This is a genomic window from Kineococcus terrestris (assembly GCF_041020755.1).
Lineage (GTDB): Bacteria > Actinomycetota > Actinomycetes > Actinomycetales > Kineococcaceae > Kineococcus > Kineococcus terrestris.
Window position 1 is genome coordinate 107361 of the sequence record NZ_JBEUEI010000005.1, and the last position, 23999, is coordinate 131359.

Here is a 23999-nt window from a genome sequence, read left to right on the forward strand (position 1 = left end):
GGTGGTGCGGGACGTGACGGCTGGGATGCTGCTGCCGTGCGTCCACAGCAGCGAGCCATCGCCGACGAGCTCGGCGTCGTCCCCGTCATCGACCCCGCGGCCGAGGTCGCGCGGCGCGTGACGTTCCTGCGCGACTACCTGGCGGCGACGGGCGCGACCGGCTACCTGCTCGCCGTCAGCGGCGGCCAGGACTCCACGCTCGCCGGGCGGTTGTGCCAGCTGGCGGTGGAGGCGGTGCGCGCGGAGGGCGCTCCCGCCCGGTTCGTCACGGTGCGGATGCCGTACCGCGTCCAGGCCGACGAGGAGGACGCCCAGCTCGCGCTGCGCTTCATCGCCGCGGACGAGGGGCTCACCGTGAACGTCGAGCACGGTGTCGACGGCGTCGTGCGCGACGTGAGCTCGGCCACCGGGGAGCCGCTGAGCGACTTCGCCAAGGGCAACGTCAAGGCGCGGGCGCGGATGGTGGCGCAGTACGCCGTGGCCGGTGAGCAGGGCCTGCTGGTGGTCGGCACCGACCACGCGGCCGAGGCGGTCACCGGGTTCTTCACCAAGCACGGTGACGGCGGCGTGGACCTCGTCCCCCTCGCCGGGCTGACGAAGCGGCAGGGCCGGCAGCTCCTCGAGCACCTCGGGGCGCCCGCCCGGCTCTACGAGAAGGCGCCCACCGCCGACCTGCTCGACGACCAGCCCGGTCAGACCGACGAGGCGAACCTCGGCCTGCGCTACGCCGACATCGACGCCTACCTCGAGGGCGGCGACGTGAGCGACGAGGTCGCCGAGGCGATCGAGGCCCGCTACCGGGCCACGGCGCACAAGCGCCGGCTCCCGGCCTCGGTGCGCGACGACTGGTGGCGGTAGGCCGGCGCCCTCCGCACTACGTGCACTCGAGGCAAGCTTGCACTGAGTGCATACTCGTCGGGTGAGCGATCCACCTGACCGCCGTGCCGCGGCGAAGGCCCGGCACCGCGCGGCGATCCTGGCCGCGGCCAAGGACCTCCTGGAGGAGCGCGGCCCCGCCGGGCTGTCCGCCGACGACCTCGCGGCGCGCGCCGACGTGGCCCGGCGCACCCTGTTCAACCACTTCTCCTCCCTCGAGGAGGTCGTGGTGGCCTGCCTGGAGGCGGAGCTCCACGCGGCCATCGCCTCCGTCGAGGCCGTCGTGCGCACCACCGCCCCCGCCGGGGACCCCCTGGACGACCTCGAGGCCTCCCTGCGGGGCGCCGACCTCCTGGCGGTGGTCGTGCGCTTCGCGCGCATGACCACGGGGCCGGACGGGGCCGACCACCAGGAGCGGCTCCAGCAGCGGGCGATGCGGCACGTGGCCGACCCGGTGGCCCGCCAGCTGCGCGAGCGCCACCCCGAGCTGGGCGACCTCGACGCCGTGCTGCTGACCACCACCGTCCTCAACGGCCTGTCCGTGCTCGCCGCCGCCTGGCTCCGGGAGACCGGCGGCGGGCGCGGGCTCGCCGCGCGCCGGCGCTGGGACGAGCTCCTGGACCACCTGTTCACCAGCCTGCGGCGCGGTTTCGCGGCCCCGCAGCGCACCGCCCGCACGACCTCCCCCTCGACGGAAGGCGCCTGAGATGGCCCGATTCCTCCACCGGCTCGGACGGGCCGCGGCCCACCGGCCGCGCTCCGTGATCGGCGTGTGGCTGCTGCTGCTCGCCCTCGGCGTCACCGGCTTCCTCACCCTCGGCGGCACGCTGTCCTCGCAGGTGTCCCTGCCCGGCACCGCCACCGCCCGCGTCGCCGACCAGCTGTCCGAGGAGTTCCCCGACGCCAGCGGCGGCAGCGGCACCGTCGTCTTCCACGCCGAGGACGGCGCCCCGCTGACCGACGAGCAGCGCGCCGCCGTCACCGACCTGCTGGCCCGGGTGGCCGAGCAGGACGGCGTCAGCGGCACCGTCGACCCGTTCGCGACGGAGGCGCAGCGCGAGCAGCAGGCCGCCCAGCTCGCCGGCGCCCAGCAGCAGATCGAGGCCGCGCGCGCCCAGCTCGACGCCGCGCCGGTTGCGCTCGTCGCCGAGCGCGCGCAGCTCGAGGCGCAGGCGGAGCAGGTCGACCTCGGCACCCGGCTGCTGGAGGCCGCCGAGGGCGTGCGCCAGGTCTCGGCCGACGGCAGCACCGCCCTCGGCGTCGTGCAGTTCACCGAGCCGGTCCAGGAGGTGGCGGCCGAGGTCAAGGAGGCCGTGGCCGCCGAGTTCGAGGACGCCGCGATCCCCGGCGTCCAGGTGGAGCTGTCCAACGAGATCGTGCAGACGACGCCGGAGATCTTCGGTCCCGGGGAGGCGCTGGGCCTGCTGGTCGCCGCGATCGCGCTGGTGGTCGTCCTGCGCACCCTGCTCGGCGCCGTCGTGCCCTTGGTCTCGGCGGTCGTCGGCGTCGGTGTCGGCGTCACCGCGGCGCTGTCGCTGTCCGGGGTCGTCGACATGCTCTCGATCACCCCGGTGCTGGGCGTCATGCTCGGCCTGGCCGTCGGGATCGACTACTCCCTCTTCATCATCAACCGGCACCGGGCGCAGCTGCGCGGCGGGACGGGCCTGGTCGACTCGATCGCCCTGGCCACCGGCACCTCGGGCAACGCCGTCGTCTTCGCCGGCCTCACCGTGGTCATCGCCCTCGCCGCGCTCAACGTCACCGGCATCGGGTTCCTCGGCCTCATGGGCACCGTCGGCGCCCTCTGCGTCCTGGTCGCCGTCGCGATGGCCGTGACGTTCACCCCGGCCGTGCTGTCCGTGCTCGGCCTGCGGGTGCTGAACCGGCGCGAGCGCGAGCACCGTGACGGCCCGCCCAAGCACCGGGCCGTCCCGGCCGGCGCGGCGGCGCGCGGTGCCGGGCTGCTCGCCGGGCCCACGAGCACCGCGCGCGCGGCGCTGACCCTCGTGCTGGGCGTGGTCGTGCTCGGTGTCGTCGCCGTCCCGGCGCTGTCCATGCGGCTCGGGCTGCCCGACGGTTCCGCCGAGGCGCGCGAGTCCACGCAGTACCAGGCCTTCGACCTGACCGCCCGGTACTTCGGGGAGGGCGCCAACGGGCCGCTGCTGGTGGTCGCCGACCTGGCCGAGCCGGTGGCCGAGGCCGAGCAGCTGGCCGAGCAGGTCAGCGTCGTCGAGTCCGTCGCCGCCCAGCCCGACGTCGCCGCCGTCGCGCCGATCGGCTTCTCCGCCGACGGGCGGCTGCTGGCCCTCCAGGTGGTGCCCGAGGAAGGACCGACCAGCGTCTCCACCGAGCAGCTCGTCCGCGACCTGCGCGATCTGACCCCGCTGGCGACCACCACCGGCGAGGCGACCGTCGGGGTCGCCGGCAGCGCCAGCGGCAACATCGACGTCTCCGAGCAGCTCGCCGACGCCCTGCCGGGCTACCTCGCCCTCGTCGTCGGCCTGTCCCTGCTCATCCTCGTGGTGGTGTTCCGCTCGCTGCTGGTGCCGCTGACGGCGACCCTCGGGTTCGTCCTGTCGCTGTTCGCCACCTTCGGCGCCATCACCGCGGTGTTCCAGTGGGGCTGGCTCAGCGACGTCTTCGGCGTCAGCACGCCCGGCCCCGTGCTGAGCTTCCTGCCCACCATCGTCGTCGGGATCCTGTTCGGCCTGGCGATGGACTACCAGCTGTTCCTCGTCTCGGGGATGCGCGAGGCGTACGCGCACGGGGAACCGGCGCGCCAGGCCGTCACCACCGGGCTGCGGGCCGGGCGCCGCGTCGTCGTCGCCGCCGCGATCATCATGGTCTCGGTGTTCAGCGGTTTCATCGGGTCCAACTCGGTGATCATCCGTTCCGTGGGCTTCGGGTTGGCGTTCGGCGTCCTCGCCGACGCCTTCGTCGTCCGGCTGCTCCTGATCCCCGCGGTGATGCACCTGCTGGGCCGCTCCGCGTGGTGGCTGCCGCGCTGGCTGGACCGGCTGCTGCCCGACGTGGACGTGGAGGGCGCCTCGCTGGAGCGCGCCCTCGCCCGCGCCGGCGCGCAGGGCGAGCCGTCCTCGCCGGAGCACGGCGACGGGCACGAGGAGGTCGTCACCGGCAGCCGGTGACCCGTCGAGCACGGTGTCCACGCAGCGCCGTGCCGCTGTGCTCCCGCGTGCTCGTCGGACTAGTTTCAGACGCGTGATCGGGAGCATCGACGAGGTCGTCGTCGACTGCGCGCAGCCGTCGGTGCTGGCCGCCTTCTGGGCGCGGGTCCTCGGCGGGGAGCCGGTCGAGCGTGATGAGGCGTGGTGGTACGTCGTGCCCCCGGGGTGGACGCAGCTGTCCTTCCAGAGGGTGCCGGAGGCCAAGACGGTGAAGAACCGCGTGCACCTGGACGTGCGGGTGCAGGACGTCGAGGCGGCCGCGGTCCGGGCAGAAGCTCTGGGCGCGCGCCGGGTGGGGGAGGTGCACCACGACCGGGCCGGCTCCTTCCAGGTGCTGCTGGACCCGGAGGGCAACGAGTGGTGCGTGGTCAAGCCCGCCTGAGTCCCGCCGTCCACCGCGGGGGAGCGGCTGCCCTGCGGCACGTCCGCTGGCTGGGCGGCGGCAGCGGCGCGGGGAAGTCGACCACCGCCCGGCACCTGGCCGCGCGGTACGGCCTGCGCACCTACAGCACCGACGAGTCGATGGCCGACCACGTCCGCCGCTGCCCGCCGCAGCGGTGTCCCGCGCTGCACGCGTTCGCGGCGGTGGACCGCGACGAGCGCTGGGTGCACCGCAGCCCCGAGGTGATGCTGGAGACGTTCGGCTGGTTCCGCGGCGAGGCGTTCGACCTGCTGGTGGAGGACCTGCTGGCGCTGCCGGCGGACCGGCCCGTGCTGGTGGAGGGTTTCCGGGTTCTCCCGGACCTCGTCGCACCGCTGCTGAGCGGTCCGCGGCAGGCGGTGTGGCTGCTGCCGACCCCGCGGTTCCGGCGGGCGGCGTTCACCTCCCGCGGCGGCCTGTGGGAGATCGCGGGGCGGACGTCCGACCCGCCGCGCGCCCTGGAGAACCTGCTGGAGCGGGACCGCCTGTTCACCGACCTGCTGCGCGGGGACGTCGCGCGCCTCGGCCTGCAGTCCCTCGAGGTTGACGTGGACCGGGGCGAGCAGGACCTGGAGCAGCGGGTCGCCGCCGCGCTCGGCCTGCGCGGCACCGGGACGCGGTGAACCCGCCCGCTCAGGCGAGGACCTGGGCCCCCACGACGGACAGCAGCTGCAGCTTCTCGTGGCTCTCGCTGCCGGGGACGGCGGTGTAGACGAGCAGGCGGTGCGACTGCTCGGGGTCCAGCAGCGTCTGGCAGTGCAGCTCCAGCGCCCCGACCTCGGGGTGCACGAAGTGCTTCAGCTCGCCGGGTCGCAGGCCCACCTCGTGCGTCTCCCACAGGCGCCGCAGCTCCTCGCTGCGCGCCAGCGCCAGTTCCGCCAGCCGCGCCGCGCGCGAACCGGGCCCGCGCAGCGCGACCACCTGGCGCAGGTGCGAGGCGTACAGGCGCGACAGGTACGCGTGGTCCTCGGGCCGGTACCGCTCCCGGCTGGCCGGGTCGGTGAACCACCGGTAGCCCAGGCTGCGCTCCGGGCCCGTCCACCGGGTGGCGTCCCCGGTCAGCGCCACCCCGAGCGGGGTCTGCCGCAGCGTCTCGCCCAGTTCGCTGACCACCTCGGCGGGCGTGTCCGTCAGCCGGTCGAGGATCCGCAGCAGGCCGGGGCTGACGTGCTCGCTGGCCGCACCGCGCGCCGGCGGCTGGTGCCCGGCGAGGCGGAACAGGTGGTCGCGCTCGTCCAGCGACAGGTGCAGGCCCTGCGCGATGGAGGCGACCATCTGCTCGGACGGCTGCGGCCCGCGCTCGCGCTCCAGCCGCGCGTAGTAGTCGGTGGACATGTGGCACAGCGCCGCGACCTCCTCGCGGCGCAGCCCGGCGGTGCGGCGCCGCTGCCCGCGCGGCAGGCCGACGTCCTCGGGCTGCACGGACTGCCGGCGGTGGCGCAGGAAACCCGCCAGTCCCGCTCTGTCGATCACCGGAACCCTCCCTCTCCCTCGGTCCCCTCGTTCCTACCGCGCGGGTGCGCCCGCGAGCCACGGCCCGTCGATCCCCCCTTCCGGGCGCGCGCAACCCGACGGGGGGACCGCGCAGGCACGGACCGGCAGGTCCTGGTTGCGCCCGGCGGACCGGCCGAGGGTGGTGGCACGACCCCACCGAGGAGGAACCGTGAACCACCCCGCACCCCCCGCGAGCCGGCGGGCCCAGCGCACCAGCCACAGCGCGACGGCCCGCCGGCTGCTCGGGATGCCGGAGCCCGAGGCGGCGTCCAGCACGCGCACCGCCGGGCGCACCGCCCTCGACCGCGTCGGCGGGCCCGTGGGCCTGGCGGTGGCCGCAGCCCCGACGGTCGCGTTCGTGGCGGTGGACGCCACGTCCGGGCTCGCCCCGGCGCTGGCCGCGGCCGGCGCCACCGCCGTGGCCGCCGGCGCGGTCCGCGTGGCTCGCCGGGAACCGACCGGCGCGGCGGTCGCCGGTCTCGTCGTCGCCGCGGTCTGCGCGGGGTCGGCGGCACTGGCGGGGGAGGCGCGCGCCTTCTTCCTGCCGACGATGCTGCTGCCGGTCGTGTTCGTCATCGCGTACGCGGTCACGTTCGCGCTGCGCCGGCCGCTGATGGGGCTGATGGTCAACCCGCTGTCCGGCGGGCCGCGGGACTGGCAGGGGCACCCCGCCCTGCGCCGCGTCTACACCGTCAGCTCCGTGGTCGGGCTGACCCTGGCGACGGCGAACCTCGTCGTCCGCGTCGTGTTCTACGTCGCCGACCAGCCCACCACCCTGGGCGCGCTGCAGGTCGGCGTCCCCGTCCTGTTCGCCGTCCACTTCGCGGTCACGCTCGTGGCCGCCCGCCGGGCGGCGCCGTCGCCCGTCCCCACCACCCGCTGAGGACCCACCACCGGAGGATCGTCATGTCCCGCACGCCCCACCTGGAACTGCCCGACCTGTTCGGACGCCGCGCCCTCGTCACCGGCGCCAGCGACGGTGTCGGCGTCGGCATCGCCCGCCGGCTCGCCGCCGCCGGCGCCGAGGTGCTGATGCCGGTGCGCAACCGCGCCAAGGGGGAGGCGGCCGCCGCGCGGATCCGCACCGCGCACCCCGGGGCCCGCGTCTCGGTGCACGACCTGGACCTGTCGTCGCTGCGGTCGGTGGCCGCTCTGGGTGCCGAGCTGCGCGCCGAGGGCGAGCCGCTGCACCTGCTCATCGGCAACGCGGGCGTCATGCGCCCGCCGGAGCGCCAGACCACCCTGGACGGCTTCGAGCTGCAGTTCGGCACCAACCACCTCGGGCACGTCGCGCTCGTGGCGAACCTGCTGCCGCTGCTCATCGCCGGGCGGGCCCGCGTCACCTCGCAGATCAGCGTCGCCGCCCGTGCCGGGCAGGTGAACTGGCGCGACCTGAACTGGGAGTCCTCCTACGACGGGATGCGTGCCTACAGCCAGTCGAAGATCGCCTACGGCCTCTTCGGGCTGGAGCTGGACCGGCGCAGCAAGGCCGCCGGCTGGGGCATCACGAGCAACCTGTCCCACCCCGGGGTCGCGCCGACGAACCTGCTGTCCGCCCGCCCGGAGATGGGCCGCGACCGCGACACCCCGCAGATCGCCGTGATCCGCCGGCTCTCCCGGGCCGGGGTCCTCGTCGGGACGGTGGACAGCGCGCAACTGCCCGCGCTGTACGCGGCCGCGCACCCGGGGGCCCGCGGCGGCGCGCTGTACGGGCCGGAGGGTCTCGGGAACCTCGGCGGCGCCCCGACCGAGCACCGGCTGTTCCGGCCGCTGCGCGACGCGGAGGAGGCCGAGCGCGTGTGGCGCGTCTCGCAGGAGCTGGCGGGGTTCTCCTTCGCCGAGGCGGCGGCGGTGTGAGGACCGCCCGGACGGGACCGCTGCGGGCACCCCGCGGCGGTCCCGTCGCGCGTCAGGAGGCCGGGGAATCCCGCGTCAGCTCCCACAGGCCGTAGCGCACGACGTAGGAGTACTCCTCGTGCCGCCAGGCCGGCACGTACCGGTACGAGGACGGCGACAACCCCGCCCCCGTGACCGCGGCCAGCTGCGCGGTGACGTCGTAGGCGTGCATGTCGATCCCCGGCAGGCCGTCGTCGGAGAACGGGCGGCGCGAGCTCCCGGGAGCGGTGCGGTCCTCGACGACCCCCACCAGCAGCCGCGCGCCGGGCGCGCTCGCCGCGGCCAGGTGGCCCAGCGTCGCCCCCAGGTCGCGGCAGAACTCCAGGCACCCCACCGCCACGACGACGTCGAAACGTCCCCAGTCCCGCGGCAGCGGGTCGTGGAAGTCGTGCTGCTCGTAGCGGCCGGCGGGACGCCCGGCGCGCGCCGCGTCGAGCATCCCCGGTGACACGTCGACGCCGGTGACCTCCACGTCGGGGGCGAGGTCCCGCGTCAGCTGCCCCGGCCCGCACCCGACGTCCAGCACCCGGCACGCCGGTGTCACGGTGCGCAGCAGGAAGTCGGCGACGAGGGGGCCGTAGTGCTCCAGGGTCCGCCACCCCGGCACGTAGTGCGGGGCGAAGTCGTCGTAGTAGCGCGCGAGCGCCCCGGCGTCCTCCACGTCCCGCGGCGTCACGCGGTGGGTTCCAGCAGCAGCACGGGGATCCGCCGGGGCGCCGCCTTCACCTCGTACTCCGCGAAACCCGGCATCGCCGTCTTCTGCCGCTCCCACACCGCGGCGCGCTCCTCGCCCTCCAGCTCGCGCGCCCGCACCGGGACGGTCTCCGTGCCGACCTCGACGGTCGTCCCGGGGTTCGCGATGAGGTTGTGGTACCAGTCCGGGTTCGTCGGGGCGCCGGCCTTGGAGGCGAAGACGGCGTAGGCGCCGTCGACGGGCTGGTAGACCATCGGGCTGACGCGCTCGACGCCGCTCTTCCGTCCGCGGTGGTGCACGAGGATCATCGGCGCTCCCTGGAACGGGCCGCCGACCCGGCCCTCGTTCGCGCGGAACTCCTCGACGACCCTGGCGTTCCAGTCGTCCGTCCGGGCCTCCGCCTGCTCCGCGTCCCGCGGGGTCTCGCTCACCACTGCCTCCTGGTCGACGTCCGGACCGTCCGGGCGGTGCCGACCAGCCTGCCCCGCGGGAGGGCCCCGGTCCAGACGGTGCCTCAGGACACCGTCAGCGGCCGATCGCGTCCAGCTCCGCGACGTCCTCGCCGGACAGCTCCGTGCCCGCGCCGGCGATGTTCTCGCGCAGGTGCGCGACCGACGACGTGCCCGGGATGAGCAGGACGTTGGGCGAGCGCCGCAGCAGCCAGGCCAGGGCCACCGCGGCGGGCCGCACGCCGTGCCGGCCGGCCACGCGCGACAGGGCCGCGGACTGCAGCGGCGTGAACCCGCCGAGGGGGAAGAACGGCGTGTACGCGATCCCGTCGCGGGCCAGGGCGTCGAGGAGGTCGTCGTCGTGGCGCACGGCGAGGTTGTACATGTTCTGCACGGCGACGACCGGGGCGGTCGAGCGGGCCTCGGCGACCTGCTCGGCGGTGACGTTGCTGACGCCCAGGTGCCGGACGAGGCCGTCGCGCTGGAGCTCCGCCAGGACGCCGAACGCCTCGGCGATCGACCCCGGCCGTGGACCGGTGGCGTCACCGGCGCGCAGGTGCACGAGGTCCAGGACGTCCACGCCGAGGACGTCGAGGTTCTCGCGGACCTGCCGGCGCAGGTCCTCCGGGCGCCGGGCCGTGGGCCAGCCGCCCTGCGCGTCGCGGTCGGCGCCGACCTTCGTGGCGATGACGAGGTCCCGCGGGTAGGGGTGCAGGGCCTCGCGCAGGAGCGCGTTGACGACGTGCGGGCCGTAGGCGCCGCTGGTGTCGAGGTGGGTGACGCCCGCCTCGACGGCGGCGCGCAGGACCGCCAGCGCGCCGTCGCGGTCGGCCGGCGGGCCCATCACCCCGGGCCCGGCCAGCTGCATGGCGCCGTAGCCGGAGCGGGTGACCTCCCGGTCGCCCAGGAGCCAGGTGCCGCCGGGCAGCGTGGTGGTGGTGTTCACGGTGGGGACCTCCCTGGTGGGTTCTCGCGTCTGTGGCGCCCCAGGGGCGCCGTGGGAGACACTGGCACCGCTGCTCTCCGACGGGAAGCAGGCACCTGGGAGTGCGCAAGGCACCGGGACGAGGGGAGCGGGACGTGGCGACGACGACGGCGGCCCAGCGCAGGGCGCGGGCGAAGACGGACTACGACGCGTTCCTGGCGGTGTGCCCGAGCCGGCAGCTGCTGGACCGGGTCGCGGACAAGTGGGTCACCCTCGTCCTGTGCGCCCTCGCCGGCGACGCGGCGGCGCTGGAGGGCACCGGCCCCCGGCCGCTGCGGTACTCGCAGCTGGCGCGGCTGCTCGCCGGGGTGAGCCAGAAGATGCTCACCCAGACGCTGCGGAACCTCGAGCGCGACGGCCTGGTGACCCGCACGGTCGAGGCGACCGTGCCCGTCACCGTCACCTACGAGCTCACCGACCTCGGGCTGTCCCTGCACGCGGTGGTCCGCCACCTGCGGGTGTGGGCGCAGGAGAACATGGACGCCGTCGCCGCGCACCGCGAGGCCCACGACGCGGCGTCCGCCTGAGGGCGCCGGTCCGCGCTGTCACCACGGCCCGGTCGTCACGGCAGATCGTCCAGGAACCCCGCCGCCGCGGCCACGACGGCCTGCAGGGCCCGCGCGGTCGCCGCGGCGTCCCCGGGCACCTCGACCGAGTGGTCGGCACCCGCCACCTCCAGCACGCGCCGGCCGGACCGCCGGGCGGCACCGCCGTCCCAGTACGGGTCGGCCGAACCACCGACCAGCAGCGCGGGCGCTGAGGACCGGGTGGCTGCGCTCACCACGTCGGCTTCGCGCAGCAGGGGCGTGAGCCAGATCCCCGGCAGGTCGCGCTCGACCGCCGCCGGCAGGAGCCGCGTGCTCAGCGACTTCGCGACGACGAGGTGCGGCCGCGCGCGCATCCCGTCGAGCAGGTCCGGGGCCAGAGCGAGGAGTTCCCGCGGGGTCGGCGGCGTGGTCCAGCGCACCGTCCGCACGGTCCAGCCGCGCTCGCGCAGCAGTCGGCGCACGTCGCGCAGCAGTGGTCCGTCGCACGTGTACCCGCGTCCGGGCAGCACGGTGGCGGTGCGCTCGCCGCCCTCGTGGACGTCGACGTCGACCTGTTCCACCGCTGCTCCTCCCCAGCGATGTGGACCCTACGGCGAGCGCCTCCGCCGTGGGAACGTGCGGGAGTGGCGCCCGACGAACTCCCCGACCTGGCCGCTGTGCGGCACGCCTACGACACCGTCGCCAGCGATTACGCGACCCACCTGCCGGACGTGCGCGCCGAGTCGTCGCTGGAGCTGGCGGTGCTCGACGCCTTCGCCGAGGCGGTGACGGCGGGGGTCGCGGCCGGTGCGGGGCCCGTGCTCGACGCCGGGTGCGGCACCGGCCGCATCACGCGCTACCTCGCCGAGCGCGGGTGCGCCGTCGAGGGGGTGGACCTGTCGCCGGGCATGGTCGCCGAGGCGCGCCGCCACCACCCCGGTCACCGCTTCACCGTGGGCACGCTGACGGACCTGCCGCACCCCGCCGACAGCTTCGCGGGTGTCGTGCTCTGGTACTCGGTCATCCACACCCGTCCCGAGGACCACCCGCGCGTCTTCGCGGAGGTCGCTCGCGTGCTGCGCCCCGGCGGGCACGTGGTCGTCGCGTTCCAGTCCGGCGAGGGGGTCCGCGACGTCTCCGCCGCCTACCGCCGGTTCGGGCACGACGTCCGCCTGGAGCGGTACCTCGTGACGGCGGACGAGGTCGCCGCGGGGTTGCGGGACGTCGGCCTGCGGGAGGAGTGCCGGCTGGTTCGCCGGCCGCGCGGTGCCGAGCAGGACGACCAGGCGGTAGTGCTGGCCCAGGCGGTGTGAGCGTCGGATGTGGAGCGGAACCGTCGTCGACACGCGTTCCGACGACGGTTCCGCTCCAGTCGGCGGGGTTCAGGCCGTGCGGGTGGTGACGATCCCCCCGTCCACGGCGATCTCCGCGCCGTGCACGTACGCGGACTCCTCCGACAGCAGCCACGCCACCGCGGCGGCGACCTCCTCGGGCCGGCCCGGGCGCCCACCGGCCGTGGCGGCGGTCATCGCCTCGACGACGGCGGCGTCCGCCTCCGAGTCGTTGATCGGTGTCCGCGTCGCGCCGGGGGAGACGGTGTTCACCCGCACCCCGCACGGGCCGAACTCCGCGGCCCAGCTGCGGCCGAGCTGGATCTCCGCGGCCTTGGTCGCCGCGTACAGCCCGACGAACGGGTGCCCGACGTGCGCCATCCAGGAGCCGACGACGACGACCGCGCCGCGGCCCCGCTCGGCCATCGCCGGGACGAGGGCGGCGGTCAGGACGTGCGGGGCGCGCACGTTCACCGCGAGCGCCGTCTCCAGGTCCGCGTCGCTGAGGTTCGGGGTGTCGACGGCGGGGCACACGGCGGCGTTGTGCACGATGGCGTCCAGGCGCCCCCCGGCGGCCTCGACGGCGGTGCGGGCGAACTCCCGCAGCTCCTCCGGCGGCGCGGTGAGGTCGGAGGGCACGAAGGCGGCGCGCCCACCGGCGGCCTCCACCTCCTCGACGACGCCCTTCCCGCGCCGCTCGTCGCGGCCGGTGACGACGACGTGCCAGCCTCCGGCGGCGAGGACGCGGGCGGTGGCGGCGCCGATCCCGCTGGTGGAACCGGTGACGAGGACGGTGGGCCGTCCGGTGGTGCTCTCGGTGGTGGTCATGGCGACCAGTGGAACCGCCGCCGCCCCCGCCGGCCAGGGCCTGCCCAGCCGGGTCACCGCGTGACCTGGCTCCGGTCCGCGGCCCGCTCCTACGCTGGCCCGGTGCCCGCCGACCGCACCGCCCTGGGGGCCTTCCTGCGCTCGCGGCGCGACCGCCTGACTCCCGCGCAGGCCGGTATCGCGCCCTTCCCCGGCCCGCGCCGGGTGCCGGGCCTGCGCAAGGAGGAGCTGGCCGTGCTGGCCGGGCTCAGCCCGGACCACTACAGCCGCCTGGAGCAGGGCCGCCAGCACACCGTCACCGACGAGGTCGTCGAGGCGCTCAGCCGCGCGCTGCAGCTGGACGACGTCGAACGGGCCCACCTGCGCGACCTGGCCGCCCCCTCGTCGCGACGGCGATGGGCCGGTCCCGAGGCCCCTCAGCGCCCCGACCCGGGGATGCTGCGGCTGCTGGACACCCTGGCCCACGTCCCGGCGCTGCTGCTGGGCCGGCGCTCGGAGGTCCTGGCGCGCAACGCGCTGCTGGTCGAGGTGCTGGGGTTCCCCGCGGAGCCGGGCTCCAACCTCGCGCGCTGGCTGTTCCTGGACCCCGCCGCGCGGGTGCGGCTGGCGAACTGGGCCCAGTTCGCCCCCGCCGCGGTCGGGGCGCTGCGCTACGAGGTGGGCCGCCACCCCGACGACCGGCGCCTGGCCGCCCTCGTGGCCGAGCTGCGCCGCGCCGACCCCGACCTCGCCCGCTGGTGGGACGACCAGCGCGTCGCCTTCCGGACCTCGCTGACCAAGCACGTCGCCCACCCCGTCGCCGGGCCGCTCGTCTTCGGCATTGAGACCGTGATCAGCCCGCTCGACCCCGAGCAGCACCTGGTCGTCTACACCGTCGAACCCGACTCGCCCACGGCGCGGGTGCTGCCGCTGCTGGCCGGCTGGGCCGCCGCGCCCGAGCGCGCGGGCTGAGGCCCCGCCCGCGGTGGGGCCGCGGGCCCTCGTCACCCCGCGCCGCGGCCGGTGACATCGCGGCCGTCGGCAGCAGCGCCGTGGTCGGCAGCGCGGCCACCGCGGCGAGCACGCCCGTCACCACCGCGCCGGACTGCCGCCGGCCTCACCTCTGCTCCGGCTGCAGCAGAGGTCCACCGGACTCTTCCTAGAGGCGCTCCACGCGATCGGCTTGCGGGCCCCGGTCGCTCTGACGCACTGCGTACCGGACCCGGTCGCCCTGCTGCAGCGGTTCCGACCCCGCGACCACGGACACGTGGACGAACAGGTCGTCCCCTCCGGCGTCCGGGGTGATGAACCCGAATCCGCGGTCGTCGTCGTAACGTGCGACGACGCCCTCACCGGCGCGTGCAGGCACGCCCCGTGACCCCGGCTCCCTCCTCCCGGTGCGTGCCGGCCCGGCCGGTGCCGGCTGTCGCGGTGGCGGTGCGGGCTCGGTCCCTCGGACGAGCTGCACGTCGCGGGCCTGCGGGCCCTTGTCGCCGCTGACCACCGCGTACGCCACGCGGTCGCCCTCGGTCAACCAGGTGAGCCCCTCGGCCAGGGACCGGGCGTGGACGAAGACGTCCCCGGCGCCGGAGTCGGGGGCGATGAAGCCGAAGCCCTTGTCCTCGTCGTACCAGGAGACGGTGCCGTCCGCCCCGTCGGCACCGCCGGCCCCGACGGGCAGACCGACCCCCGGCCCCAGCGGGACCACGTGCGCCGCCTGCGGGCCGCGCTCGCCCTCGACGACGACGAACGCCACCCGCTGCCCCTCGGTGACCACGCCGCCCGTGACGATGGCGGAGCTGTGCACGAAGATGTCGGGGCCTCCGCCGTCCGGCGAGGCGAACCCGTACCCCTTGGTCGGCTCGTACCAGTTGACCGTGCCGAGCAGGCCCACGGCGCCGCCGGCGGTCGTCTCGGAGGTGACGCGGACGCGCAGCGCCTGGGGACCGCGGTCGTTCTCGCCGGCCTCGAACTCGACGGTCTGACCCTCGCGGAGCACCTTCGACCCTCCGTCCTCGACGATCGAGGAGGCGTGCACGAACACGTCCGGTGAGCCGTCCTCGGGCGCGAGGAAGCCGAACCCCCGTTCAGCGTCGAACCAGCGGACGGTCGCGTGCGGCATGGGGAGCTCCAGGTCGGAAGAGCGGACAGTGCTCTCAGTCTCGCTGACGGCCTCGGGGCCCGGGACCACCCGTCACGGGCACAGTGATCGTCGTGAGCCGGGACGTGCTGGCCGTCGAGCGACGCTCCGGAAGACCTGCGACTCCCCGACCGGCACCGACAGTCCCGTGATCTCCCGGTGACGAGGACGTGCTCGTGCTCGAGCCCGTCGGCCGCCCCGCCCGACCGCACGGGCTCACGTCGGCCGATCGACCGCCCCGTGCCCCGTCACGGCTCCCGCCGCAGCGCGCTGGAGCCGTCCGTCGGGCGCCCGTCCCGCAGGGCCCGCACGTGCGCCAGGTCCCCGACGTCCTGGGGACCACCGCGGCGCCGGGGGTCACCGGTGACCACGCACGAGCGCCCGGGACCCCGCGGGGTCCCGGGCGCTCGCCGGTCGGTGCTGCTGGCTCAGGAGTCCTCGGTCAGGACTCCGCGCCGTCCTGCTCCTCGCGGCCGCTGCCGCGGCCCTGGTCCAGGACGTCGGTGCCCGGGCCGCCGACCAGCGCGTCGTCGCCGTTCTCGCCGGCCAGGCGGTCGTCGCCGAACCCGCCCAGCAGGACGTCGTTCCCGTTGCCGCCGGAGACCGTGTCGTTCCCGGCGCCGCCGCAGACGACATCGTCGCCGTTGCCGCCGGTGATGGTGTCGTTCCCGCCCAGGCCCATGATCACGTCACGGCCGTTGGTGCCCCGGAGCACGTCGTCGCCGGCGGTGCCGCGGATCGTGGGCACCAGGCCCTGGCAGCGCTCGTCGAGGTCGATGCCGAACACGACGGGGTCGTGGTCGCTGGAGCGGTACGGGTCCGCCGCGTACAGGGCCGGGTCACCGGCGTACTGGTAGGCGAAGGACTCCACCGAGTTGATGTTCCAGTGGGTGGCGTCGGTCACCTTCGCGGTCAGCTCGGCGCTGGCCAGGGCGTGGTCCAGCGAACCGGACAGCGCGTCGAAGACGTAGCTGTAGCGGCCCTCGTCGAACCGGGCGCCCAGGTCGGTCAGCCCGGCGCGGGTGCGCAGGACCTCGATCGGGTCCTCCTGCGTGTAGGCGTTGAAGTCGCCCAGCGCCACCACGTCCGGGTCACCGGTGCTCTCGCGCAGGCCGGTGAGGAAACCGGCCAGCGACTCGGCCTGCCGGACGCGGTCGCCGTTGAAGGGACCCTGGCCCTCGTCGGCGTTGTCGCCCGTACCGGTGCCGCCCTTGGACTTGAAGTGGTTCGCCACGACGGTGAACGTGTCGCCGTCCTTGACGAACGTCTGCGCGATCGGCTCGCGGGCGTTCGACCAGACGCTCTCGTCGACGAGGCCGACGGGTGCGCCGACCGGCTGCACGACGTCGCGCCGGTAGATGACGGCGTTGCGGATGACGTCGCGCGGGACGCCGTACAGCTCCCGCGGCAAGGGCGAGTACGCCCACTGCTCGGACCCGGCGGCGGCGTTCAGCCGGCGCACCAGGTCCGCCAGCGCGGTGTCGGCGTTCCCCGGCGTCAGGCCGCTGGAGTCGGTGTCCTCGATCTCCATGAGGGTCACGACGTCCGCGCCCAGCGCGCGGATCGCCGGGACGATCTTGCCGGCCTGCTCGTCGAGCTCGGCCTGGTTCGGCGCACCGCGCCCGGTGCCGCCGAAGGTGAGGAAGTAGTTCAGCACGTTGAAGGCGCCGACCCGCACGTCACCGCCCACGGCCTCGGGAGCCCGCGGTCGGGTGTTCTGCGCCGCGAACACGCCGGCGGCGGTGCCGTCGGCCGGCTGCAGGCGCCATGCGTCGAACCCGTAGCCGAGCACCAGCGGCTCGGTGAACGTCAGCTCGTCGCCGACCCGCACCGGGGTGGCCTGGCTCAGGTACGGGCGGTTCGTGACGGAGGTGCGGGAGCTGACGGCGTCGTCCAGCACGACGCTGCGCAGCGCGTTCTCCGCGGCGATCGCCTGCGCACCGGCGCCGGGACGGGCCAGCTCGGTGGGCTGCACGAGCACGCCGCCGGCGGACAGCGTCAGTTCCCCGAAGCTCGTCAGGTCGAAGACCTCGCTGACGCTCAGGCGGTCCCCGGGGCGGACGAGCATCCCCTCCAGGCGCTCGCGGGCGGCGTCGTCGGCCGGCAGGTCCAGCACCGCGGGCGCGGGCAGGTCCGCCGCGGTGCCGTCGGCGACGACCGTGACACCGGTGGGCGCGGCGATCTGCGTCTGGCCGCCGAACTCCTGCGCCTGGCCGGTGACGGTGACGGTGTCGCCGAGGTCGACGGCCGCGGGGCTGAAGACGAAGACGCCGTCGGAGGTGGCGGGGTCGCCGTCGCCGTCGGGGTCCTGCAGGTAGAACCCGGACAGGCCCGGCGTGTCGCCGACGACGACGCCGGTCACGGTGACCCGCTGCCCGGCCAGCGGGCTGGTCGCCCCGGTGCCCTGCACCGCGCCGATCTCGACGGGGTCCGTCGGCGCCGGCGGCTGCGGGTCGGGCTCGACGGGGGCGGCGGAGTTCACGGACCCGCGGCTGGCGGGAGCGGGACCGGACCACACCAGCGCGTCGGCGGCGGCGTCGTGGGTGCGCTGCAGCGACTGCCCGGCGGGCTCGGTGCCCGCCTCGGAGACGCCGATGTCGGTGCTCGTGGTCCCGGCGGCCGGGCCGTTCGTGGCGGTGAACACGCCCTCGTAGGACAGGAACTCCAGCACCTCCGCGCCGCGCACCAGGGCGATGCCGTCGGGGGAGCCGTTCTGGATGCCCGCGGCGGGACCGTCGACGGTGACGACCTGCGCGGCAGCGCCCGCGGTGGCCTCCGGCAGGGGCAGGGTCGCGTAGGGCGCGCCGCCGCTGCCGTTGTAGAGGACGACCGACAACCCGGCCGAGCTGCTGCCGGCGGGGAGCTCGACCTCGACGAACTCGTCGACGTCGGCACCGGCGTTGTCGTAGTGGACCTCGGAGACGAAGGGGGCGGTCGGCGCGGCCGCGGAGGCGACGGGCAGGCCGAGCGCGGTGAACGCGGTACCGGCGACGCCGAGGGCGACGCAGCCGCCGGTCAGGCGCGTCGCACGGGGACGACTGGGCACGGGGATCCTTCCGGGAGGACACGGGGGTTCACAGACGGTAACCCGGCGCGGGGAGTGCTCCGCGCCCCCGGGAGCGCCCCGAGGTTAATTCCTGGTGACGTCCCGGTGCCGGGGTGAGAGCGCGGTCACTCGATCCGCGAACCGTCCCCGGAACTCCCCGGCGGGTGCGAGGATCCGCCCGACAGCACCGCCGTCCCCCGGAGAGACATGCACCCCGCACCCGCGCGCCGCGGCGCGCTCGCCCTCGTCCTGGCCGCCACCCTCGCCGCCGCCCCGGCGACCGCCGTCGCCGCTCCCGGCCCGAAGGCGCCGAAGGCCGACTTCACCCTGACGATCCTGCACGCCAACGACCTCGAGTCGTCCCTGTTGCCCGTGACGGGTACCGACGGCAGCACCTACGGCGGCGTGGACCGCTTCGTGGCGCTCCTCGAGCGCGAGCAGCGCGCGGCCGTCACCGGTGCCCCCGGCCCCGGCCAGGCCGGCAAGCGCGGCGTCCTGACGATCTCCGCCGGTGACAACTTCCTGCCCGGCCCGCAGCTCGCCGCCAGCGACGACCCCTCGCGGCCGGTCTACGACGCGACGGCGTTCAGCGCCGCCGGGTTCGACGTCTCGATCCTCGGCAACCACGACTTCGACCAGAACCCCGACTTCCTCGCCCGCTGGCTGGGCGACGTGTCCTCCGGCACGACGTTCGTCGCCGGCAACCTCGGCTTCGACGCCGAGCCCCGGCTGCTCGCCGAGGTCCGCGACGGCACGATCGTGCAGACGCACGTCGAGCAGATCAAGGGCGAGCGGGTCGGCGTCATCGGCCTGACCACCCCCGACCTGCCCCGCCTCAGCAGCTCGCGCGGCGTCACCGTCGACCCGGACCTGGCGCGGATCGCCAACGCGCAGGCCGCCTCCTACGCGGCCGCCGGCGTGGACAAGGTCGTGCTCGTCTCGCACCTGCAGGACATCGACAACGAGGTGGCCCTCGCCGGGCAGCTGCGCGGCGTCGACGTCATCGTCGGCGGCGGCGGGCACGAGCTGCTCGCCGATCCCGCCGACCCGCGCGTCGCCAACGGCGTCACCCCGTACGGGCCGTACCCGCTGACCCCGAAGGACGCCGACGGGCGGACCGTGCCGGTCGTGACGACGAACGCCCTGTACACCTACGTCGGCCGGCTCGTCGTGAACTTCGACGCCCGCGGCGACGTCCTGTCCGTCGACGAGGCGGCCTCGCGGCCGATCCCCGTCGTCGCCCAGGGCCCCGACGCCGTCGCGCCCGACGCGCAGGTGAACCGGCAGGTCGTGCAGCCGGTGCAGCAGTACGTCGCGGACCTCGGCCGGCGCGTCGTGGCGACCTCGGAGGTGCCGCTGGACGGCGTCCGCGACTCCGTGCGCAGCCGTGAGACGAACCTCGGGAACCTCGCCACCGACGCGGTGCTGGCGGCCGCGCGCCGCGAGGCCGCCGCGGCCGGGGTGACCGCGCCCGTGGTCGCCCTGCAGAACGGCGGCGGCATCCGCAACGCCTCCGTCCTGCCCGCCGGGAACCTGACGGCCCTCGACACCTACACGGTGCTGCCGTTCGCCAACTTCGTCGGCGTCGCCCCGGCCATGCCGGTCAGCACGTTCGTCGCGGGCGTCGAGCACGGCCTGTCCGGCCAGGTGAGCGGCGGCGTGCTGCAGCCGGCCGGGTCGTTCGCGCAGGCCGCCGGCTACCGCGTCAGCTACGACCCGGCCCGCCCGGCCGGCTCGCGCGTCGTGGACCTCGTCCTCGACGACGGCACCGTCCTGGTGAGCGGTGGGCAGATCGCCACCACGGCCCCGGAGACCCTGTCCGTGGCGACGATCGACTTCCTGCTGCGCGGCGGCGACGGCTACCCCTTCGACGGCGTCGCCTTCAGCGTGCTGCCGGTGACCTACCAGCAGGCGCTGGCGACCTACCTCACCGGTGAGCTCGGCGGCCGGGTCACCGCCGCCGACTACCCGGTGGGCGGGGAAGGCCGCATCACGCCCGTCTCCTGACCGCTGCGCGGGAGTGGAGCAGGACCGTCGGCGCGCAGCCCCTCAGCGACGGTTCTGCTCCACTCCTGGTGCGCGGCTCCTTCCTCACCCGGACCGGTCAGCGGACCCGAGCGGCGGCAGCCTCCACGAGCGTCTGCGCGCGCCGCAGTGCAGTGGTGCAGTTCGTGCGGGAGACGTTGCTGAGCCCGTAGTGCCCGGCGTCCTTCAGGTCGAGGACGTCGCGCAGCGCACGGGCGAGAGCCGCGTCCCCCGTCACCTCCTGCAGCAGTCCGATGGCCTGGCGGTGGTCCTGCCCGCGCGAGCGGACGCCCGCTGCGGCGCAGCAGATGGCGTCCGCGGCGGCGATGGCGGCCAGCACCGCGTTCCCCGTCGCCACGGTCGCGGCCTCCGCCAGGTCCTCGGACTGCACGAGGAGGGCGGCCTCGAGGTACAGCTGCGCCTGCTGGCGCCGCGTGCGCGCGTCCGCCGCAGTGCACGCGCCGGTGCGGACGGTCCGCCCGCTCACGCGTCGCCTCCTGCGCACAGCAGGTCCCGCAGGGGTGGCCCGACGAGGACGCGGCCGTCGGCGCGCAGGCTCGCGACGAGCGGTTCCTCGTCGCGGACCGCCTGCACCAGTTGCTCGCGGGTGAGCTGCACGAACTGCACCGGGTTCCCCGTCAGCGCCTCGACCGCACGACCGGTGCGGTGCACCTGATGCCCCCAGGGGCCGTCCGGGTCGACGTCGTCGTCGCGCACGACCAGCAGGTCCACGTCGCTGTCCGGACCGGCGTGACCGCGGGCCCAGGAGCCGAAGAGGACGACCGCCCGGGGGGCGGGGGACCACTGGCCGAGGAGGTCGGTGAGACGTCCTTCGACGCTGTCGGTCGCGGTGACCGCGTCCTGCACCGGGCCGGCGAGGACGTGCTCGCGGTTGAGGCGGTAGAGCACCGCGGAGCCGGTGTCCTCGGCCAGCAGCAGCCCGTGGTCGACCAGGCGGTGCAGGCACGAGCGGGTGCGGGCGTAGGAGCGGCCGCTGAGGCGGGCGACCGTCGCCCCGCTGAGGGGGCGGTGGGAGCGGGTCACCACCGCCAGGACGTCAGCGTCCACGGTGGGAGCGATCGTGCGGAGCGGGTTGGCGCCGTCCACAGTGCTCCTATCGTCATACCGATACCTCTATCGCTATAGCGATAGCGCTCACCGTACACGGCGGCTGCCGTGACGCCCGTCCTCACCCCTGCCCGCGCAGGCGCTCCATCTCGCGCCGGTCGCGCTTGGTGGGCCGCCCGGCGCCGCGGTCGCGGGAGCCGAACGCGCCGAAGAACTCGTCCTTCGGCGGGGGAGGGGGCGAGTTGTCCACGTAGGCCTGCTGCGCGATCGGGGCGCCCACCCGCTTGGACAGCGGCTGCACGACCTCGAAGACCTTCTCGTACCCCTCCGCCCGCACCCGCACCTCGTCACCGACGGACACCTTCGTGGCCGGTTTGGCGCGCTCGCCGTTGACGCGCACGTGCCCCGCCTTGACGGCCGCGGCCGCGAGCGAGCGCGTCTTGTACAGGCGCACCGCCCACGTCCACTGGTCGATCCTCGTCACCGCGGCGCCGTCCTCACGACCCCGACAGGACGCCGTCCACGAGCTCCTGCGCCTCGTGCTGCACGCGGCGCAGGTGGTCGGCCCCCGCGAACGACTCGGCGTAGATCTTGTAGACGTCCTCCGTGCCGGAGGGGCGGGCGGCGAACCAGGCGTTCTCCGTGACGACCTTCAGGCCGCCGATCGCCGCGCCGTTGCCGGGCGCCTCGGTGAGCTTGGCGGTGATGGGCTCGCCCGCGAGGGTCTCGGCGCTCACCTGCTCCGGCGACAGCTTCGACAGCACCGCCTTCTGCTCGCGCGTGGCGGGGGCGTCGCTGCGCACGTACTGCGGACGGCCGAACCGCTCCACCAGGTCGCCGTAGTGCTCGCTGGGCGTGCGGCCGGTCACCGCGAGGACCTCCGAGGCCAGCAGCGCGAGGACGACGCCGTCCTTGTCGGTGCTCCACACCGACCCGTCGCGGCGCAGGAACGAGGCGCCCGCGCTCTCCTCGCCGCCGAACCCGACGGAGGCGTCGAGCAGGCCCGGCACGAAGTGCTTGAACCCGACGGGGACCTCCAGCAGCCGGCGGCCCAGGGACTGCGCGACCCGGTCGATCATCGAGCTGGACACCAGGGTCTTGCCGATCGCCGCGTCCTGCGGCCACCCGTCGCGGTGGGAGAACAGGTACTGGATCGCCACCGCGAGGTAGTGGTTCGGGTTCATCAGGCCGTGGTCCGGGGTGACGATGCCGTGCCGGTCGGCGTCGGCGTCGTTGCCGGTGGCGATCTGGAACTCCGAGCGGCGGTCGATGAGCGAGTGCATCGCCGCGGGGGAGGAGCAGTCCATCCGGATCTTGCCGTCGTGGTCCAGCGTCATGAACCGCCACGTCGGGTCCACCAGCGGGTTGACGACCGTGAGGTCCAGGCCGTGCCGCTCGGCGACCTCGCCCCAGTAGGCGACGCTCGCCCCGCCCAGCGGGTCCGCGCCGATCCGCACGCCCGCCCGCTTCACCGCGTCCAGGTCGAGCACCGACGGCAGGTCGTCGACGTAGGTGCCGAGGAAGTCGTACCCGCCGGCGGCGGCGCGGGCCCTGGCGAACGGCACCCGCCGCACGCCCTCCAGGCCCTTCTCCAGGTACTCGTTGGCGCGGGCGGCGATCCAGCCCGTGGCGTCCGAGTCGGCCGGGCCGCCGTTCGGCGGGTTGTACTTGAACCCGCCGTCGCGCGGCGGGTTGTGCGAGGGGGTGACGACGATGCCGTCGGCCGTGCCGCCGCCGCGGTTGGCGGTGAGGATCGCGTGCGAGACCGCGGGGGTGGGGGTGTACCCGTCGCGGTCGTCGACGAGGACCGTCACGTCGTTGGCGGCCAGGACCTCCAGCGCCGACACCCACGCCGGCTCGGACAGGGCGTGCGTGTCGCGGCCCAGGAACAGCGGGCCGTCGTAGCCCTGCTCGCGGCGGTGGTCCACGATCGCCTGCGTCGTGGCGAGGATGTGGTGCTCGTTGAACGCCCCGTCCAGGCTGGACCCGCGGTGGCCGGAGGTGCCGAAGGCGACCCGCTGGCCGACGTCGGAGGGGTCCGGCGCCGTCGCGTAGTAGGCGGTCACGACGTGCGCGACGTCGATGAGGTCGCCGGGCTCGGCGTGCTGTCCTGCGCGGGGGTGCGTCATGGGTCCTCTCCCGGGCCGTGCTTCTCGGTGCTGCTCTCGCGGCTCTGCGTCGTGCGTGCGGGCCATGCTCCACCCGCGGGCGCCAGCCTGCCAGGGGCCGTCCGGCGCGCGCCGCGGCGGGACCTGCGCGAGCGTCCGCGGGCCCTCAGGCCGCGCGGCGCACGTGGGCGATCCGGTGCCCCAGCCCCGCGGCGACCACGAGCAGCAGCGCCGCCGCGCCCAGCCCCGCGGCGATGTGCCACAGCAGCAGCGCCGCGCCCGCCGCGGCCCCCGCCCCGATGAGGACGACGGCCCCCAGCCGGCGCTTCCACCCGCCGCCGTCGCCGCCGGCCAGCCGCGAATCGGCCGCCAGCCCCGTCAGCGTCGAGGTCACCACGACCGTCGTGACGTCCTTGACGGCCAGCCGGCGGGCCACCGCGGCCTGCGCGCCCATGAGCAGCCCCAGCACGCCCGTGACGGCCAGCGGCCCGGCGGGCGGGGTGGTGCCGATCTCGACCGGCACCTCGTCGCCCAGGGCCGCCGTCCAGCCGGCCAGCCCGGCCAGGCCGGCGCCGATGAGCAGGAACAGCACCGTGGAGGCCGTCGTCCACCCCACCGCCGCGCGGCGCAGCACGCGCCCGGCCAGGGCCGCGCCCAGCAGGAAGCCCACCAGCGCCAGCACCGGGCCGAGCACCGGCAGGTCGTCCGCTCCCACCAGCGCCATCCCGAGGATCACGACGTTGCCCGTCATGTTCGCGGTGAAGACGCGGTCCAGGCCCAGGTAGCCGACGGCGTCGACGATCCCGGTGGAGAAGGTCAGCACGAGCATCAGCGCCAGGTGGCGGGGGGCGGCGCGCCGGCGCGGGCGCACGGGGGTCGCGCCCGCCGCGGCGGCCGGTTCGTCGGGGGCGTCGGGCACGCGGGTCCTCCCGGTCGGGGAAAGAAAC

The 23999-nt window shown here is 75.4% G+C and carries 24 protein-coding genes; 11 read left to right on the top strand and 13 right to left on the bottom strand.

Annotated elements, in window-relative coordinates; translation table 11 throughout:
• Positions 1-36: 36 nt before the first annotated feature.
• The 5 genes from nadE to AB8M62_RS05115 all read left to right on the top strand — a co-directional run bounded on the left by nadE (position 37) and on the right by AB8M62_RS05115 (position 5105).
• Complete coding sequence (gene nadE / locus AB8M62_RS05095; RefSeq protein WP_369068832.1) at positions 37-858, top strand: NAD(+) synthase; 822 nt, start codon at positions 37-39, stop codon at positions 856-858.
• Between the two features lie 61 nt (positions 859-919).
• Positions 920-1582, top strand: a complete 663-nt coding sequence (locus AB8M62_RS05100; protein WP_369068833.1) for a TetR/AcrR family transcriptional regulator — start codon at positions 920-922, stop codon at positions 1580-1582.
• Between the two features lies 1 nt (position 1583).
• Positions 1584-4022, top strand: coding sequence for an MMPL family transporter (locus AB8M62_RS05105; protein ID WP_369068834.1), 2439 nt, complete (start codon positions 1584-1586; stop codon positions 4020-4022).
• 73 nt (positions 4023-4095) lie between these two features.
• Entirely contained in the window at positions 4096-4443 is a 348-nt protein-coding gene (locus tag AB8M62_RS05110) for a VOC family protein (protein ID WP_369054314.1), read from the top strand.
• A complete protein-coding gene (locus AB8M62_RS05115) occupies positions 4422-5105 on the top strand; it encodes a hypothetical protein (RefSeq protein ID WP_369068835.1) in 684 nt (227 codons plus the stop codon). Before AB8M62_RS05110 ends, AB8M62_RS05115 begins: the two co-directional genes overlap by 22 nt.
• 10 nt (positions 5106-5115) lie before the next feature.
• Here AB8M62_RS05115 and AB8M62_RS05120 read toward each other — a convergent pair whose 3' ends face one another.
• Positions 5116-5955, bottom strand: coding sequence for a helix-turn-helix transcriptional regulator (locus tag AB8M62_RS05120; protein WP_369054317.1), 840 nt, complete (start codon positions 5953-5955; stop codon positions 5116-5118).
• A gap of 190 nt (positions 5956-6145) precedes the next feature.
• Here AB8M62_RS05120 and AB8M62_RS05125 point away from each other — a divergent pair, with 190 nt between their 5' ends.
• Positions 6146-6859: a DUF3159 domain-containing protein gene (locus tag AB8M62_RS05125; RefSeq protein ID WP_369068836.1), complete on the top strand. Its 714-nt coding sequence runs from the start codon at positions 6146-6148 to the stop codon at positions 6857-6859.
• A 23-nt stretch (positions 6860-6882) separates the two neighbouring features.
• On the top strand, positions 6883-7833 hold the full coding sequence (locus AB8M62_RS05130; RefSeq protein WP_369068837.1) for an SDR family oxidoreductase: 951 nt from the start codon (positions 6883-6885) through the stop codon (positions 7831-7833).
• Positions 7834-7885: 52 nt separating this feature from the next.
• On the opposite strand, the gene AB8M62_RS05135 is transcribed toward AB8M62_RS05130, so the two are convergent.
• From AB8M62_RS05135 to AB8M62_RS05145, 3 genes are all read right to left on the bottom strand, one after another.
• Positions 7886-8548, bottom strand: coding sequence for a class I SAM-dependent methyltransferase (locus AB8M62_RS05135; RefSeq protein ID WP_369068838.1), 663 nt, complete (start codon positions 8546-8548; stop codon positions 7886-7888).
• Complete coding sequence (locus AB8M62_RS05140) at positions 8545-8997, bottom strand: nitroreductase/quinone reductase family protein (protein ID WP_369068840.1); 453 nt, start codon at positions 8995-8997, stop codon at positions 8545-8547. Before AB8M62_RS05140 ends, AB8M62_RS05135 begins: the two co-directional genes overlap by 4 nt.
• A gap of 94 nt (positions 8998-9091) precedes the next feature.
• Positions 9092-9961, bottom strand: coding sequence for an oxidoreductase (locus AB8M62_RS05145; protein ID WP_369068841.1), 870 nt, complete (start codon positions 9959-9961; stop codon positions 9092-9094).
• A gap of 134 nt (positions 9962-10095) precedes the next feature.
• Between AB8M62_RS05145 and AB8M62_RS05150 the strand changes: the two genes are divergently transcribed.
• Positions 10096-10527 (top strand): winged helix-turn-helix transcriptional regulator, encoded by a 432-nt coding sequence (locus AB8M62_RS05150; protein WP_369068842.1) that lies wholly within the window; start codon positions 10096-10098, stop codon positions 10525-10527.
• A gap of 35 nt (positions 10528-10562) precedes the next feature.
• Here AB8M62_RS05150 and AB8M62_RS05155 read toward each other — a convergent pair whose 3' ends face one another.
• Positions 10563-11108 carry an alpha/beta hydrolase gene (locus tag AB8M62_RS05155; protein WP_369068843.1) on the bottom strand — a complete coding sequence of 182 codons (546 nt, stop codon included), beginning with the start codon at positions 11106-11108 and terminating at the stop codon, positions 10563-10565.
• Positions 11109-11171: 63 nt separating this feature from the next.
• Between AB8M62_RS05155 and AB8M62_RS05160 the strand changes: the two genes are divergently transcribed.
• Positions 11172-11840: a class I SAM-dependent DNA methyltransferase gene (locus AB8M62_RS05160; protein ID WP_369068844.1), complete on the top strand. Its 669-nt coding sequence runs from the start codon at positions 11172-11174 to the stop codon at positions 11838-11840.
• Between the two features lie 69 nt (positions 11841-11909).
• Here AB8M62_RS05160 and AB8M62_RS05165 read toward each other — a convergent pair whose 3' ends face one another.
• Positions 11910-12686: an SDR family NAD(P)-dependent oxidoreductase gene (locus AB8M62_RS05165; protein ID WP_369068845.1), complete on the bottom strand. Its 777-nt coding sequence runs from the start codon at positions 12684-12686 to the stop codon at positions 11910-11912.
• Positions 12687-12788: 102 nt separating this feature from the next.
• On the opposite strand from AB8M62_RS05165, the gene AB8M62_RS05170 reads away from it, so the two are divergent.
• On the top strand, positions 12789-13637 hold the full coding sequence (locus AB8M62_RS05170; protein ID WP_369068846.1) for a helix-turn-helix transcriptional regulator: 849 nt from the start codon (positions 12789-12791) through the stop codon (positions 13635-13637).
• 187 nt (positions 13638-13824) lie between these two features.
• Here the strand turns inward: AB8M62_RS05170 and AB8M62_RS05175 are convergent, their stop codons facing one another.
• Together AB8M62_RS05175 and AB8M62_RS05180 are read right to left on the bottom strand one after the other, a co-directional pair.
• A complete protein-coding gene (locus AB8M62_RS05175; RefSeq protein WP_369054333.1) occupies positions 13825-14787 on the bottom strand; it encodes a cold-shock protein in 963 nt (320 codons plus the stop codon).
• Between the two features lie 460 nt (positions 14788-15247).
• Entirely contained in the window at positions 15248-17851 is a 2604-nt protein-coding gene (locus AB8M62_RS05180) for an ExeM/NucH family extracellular endonuclease (RefSeq protein ID WP_369068847.1), read from the bottom strand.
• 207 nt (positions 17852-18058) lie between these two features.
• Between AB8M62_RS05180 and AB8M62_RS05185 the strand changes: the two genes are divergently transcribed.
• Entirely contained in the window at positions 18059-19858 is a 1800-nt protein-coding gene (locus AB8M62_RS05185; protein ID WP_369068849.1) for a bifunctional metallophosphatase/5'-nucleotidase, read from the top strand.
• 97 nt (positions 19859-19955) lie between these two features.
• On the opposite strand, the gene AB8M62_RS05190 is transcribed toward AB8M62_RS05185, so the two are convergent.
• The 5 genes from AB8M62_RS05190 to AB8M62_RS05210 all read right to left on the bottom strand — a co-directional run bounded on the left by AB8M62_RS05190 (position 19956) and on the right by AB8M62_RS05210 (position 23971).
• Positions 19956-20363, bottom strand: a complete 408-nt coding sequence (locus AB8M62_RS05190; protein WP_369068850.1) for a hypothetical protein — start codon at positions 20361-20363, stop codon at positions 19956-19958.
• On the bottom strand, positions 20360-20944 hold the full coding sequence (locus tag AB8M62_RS05195) for a nucleotidyltransferase domain-containing protein (RefSeq protein ID WP_369068851.1): 585 nt from the start codon (positions 20942-20944) through the stop codon (positions 20360-20362). The genes AB8M62_RS05190 and AB8M62_RS05195 overlap by 4 nt, the downstream gene beginning before the upstream one ends.
• A 121-nt stretch (positions 20945-21065) precedes the next feature.
• Positions 21066-21428 (bottom strand): RNA-binding S4 domain-containing protein, encoded by a 363-nt coding sequence (locus AB8M62_RS05200; RefSeq protein ID WP_369068853.1) that lies wholly within the window; start codon positions 21426-21428, stop codon positions 21066-21068.
• 13 nt (positions 21429-21441) lie between these two features.
• Positions 21442-23073, bottom strand: a complete 1632-nt coding sequence (gene pgm, locus AB8M62_RS05205; protein ID WP_369068854.1) for a phosphoglucomutase (alpha-D-glucose-1,6-bisphosphate-dependent) — start codon at positions 23071-23073, stop codon at positions 21442-21444.
• A gap of 145 nt (positions 23074-23218) precedes the next feature.
• A complete protein-coding gene (locus AB8M62_RS05210; protein WP_373694852.1) occupies positions 23219-23971 on the bottom strand; it encodes a YoaK family protein in 753 nt (250 codons plus the stop codon).
• Between the last annotated feature and the right edge of the window lie 28 nt (positions 23972-23999).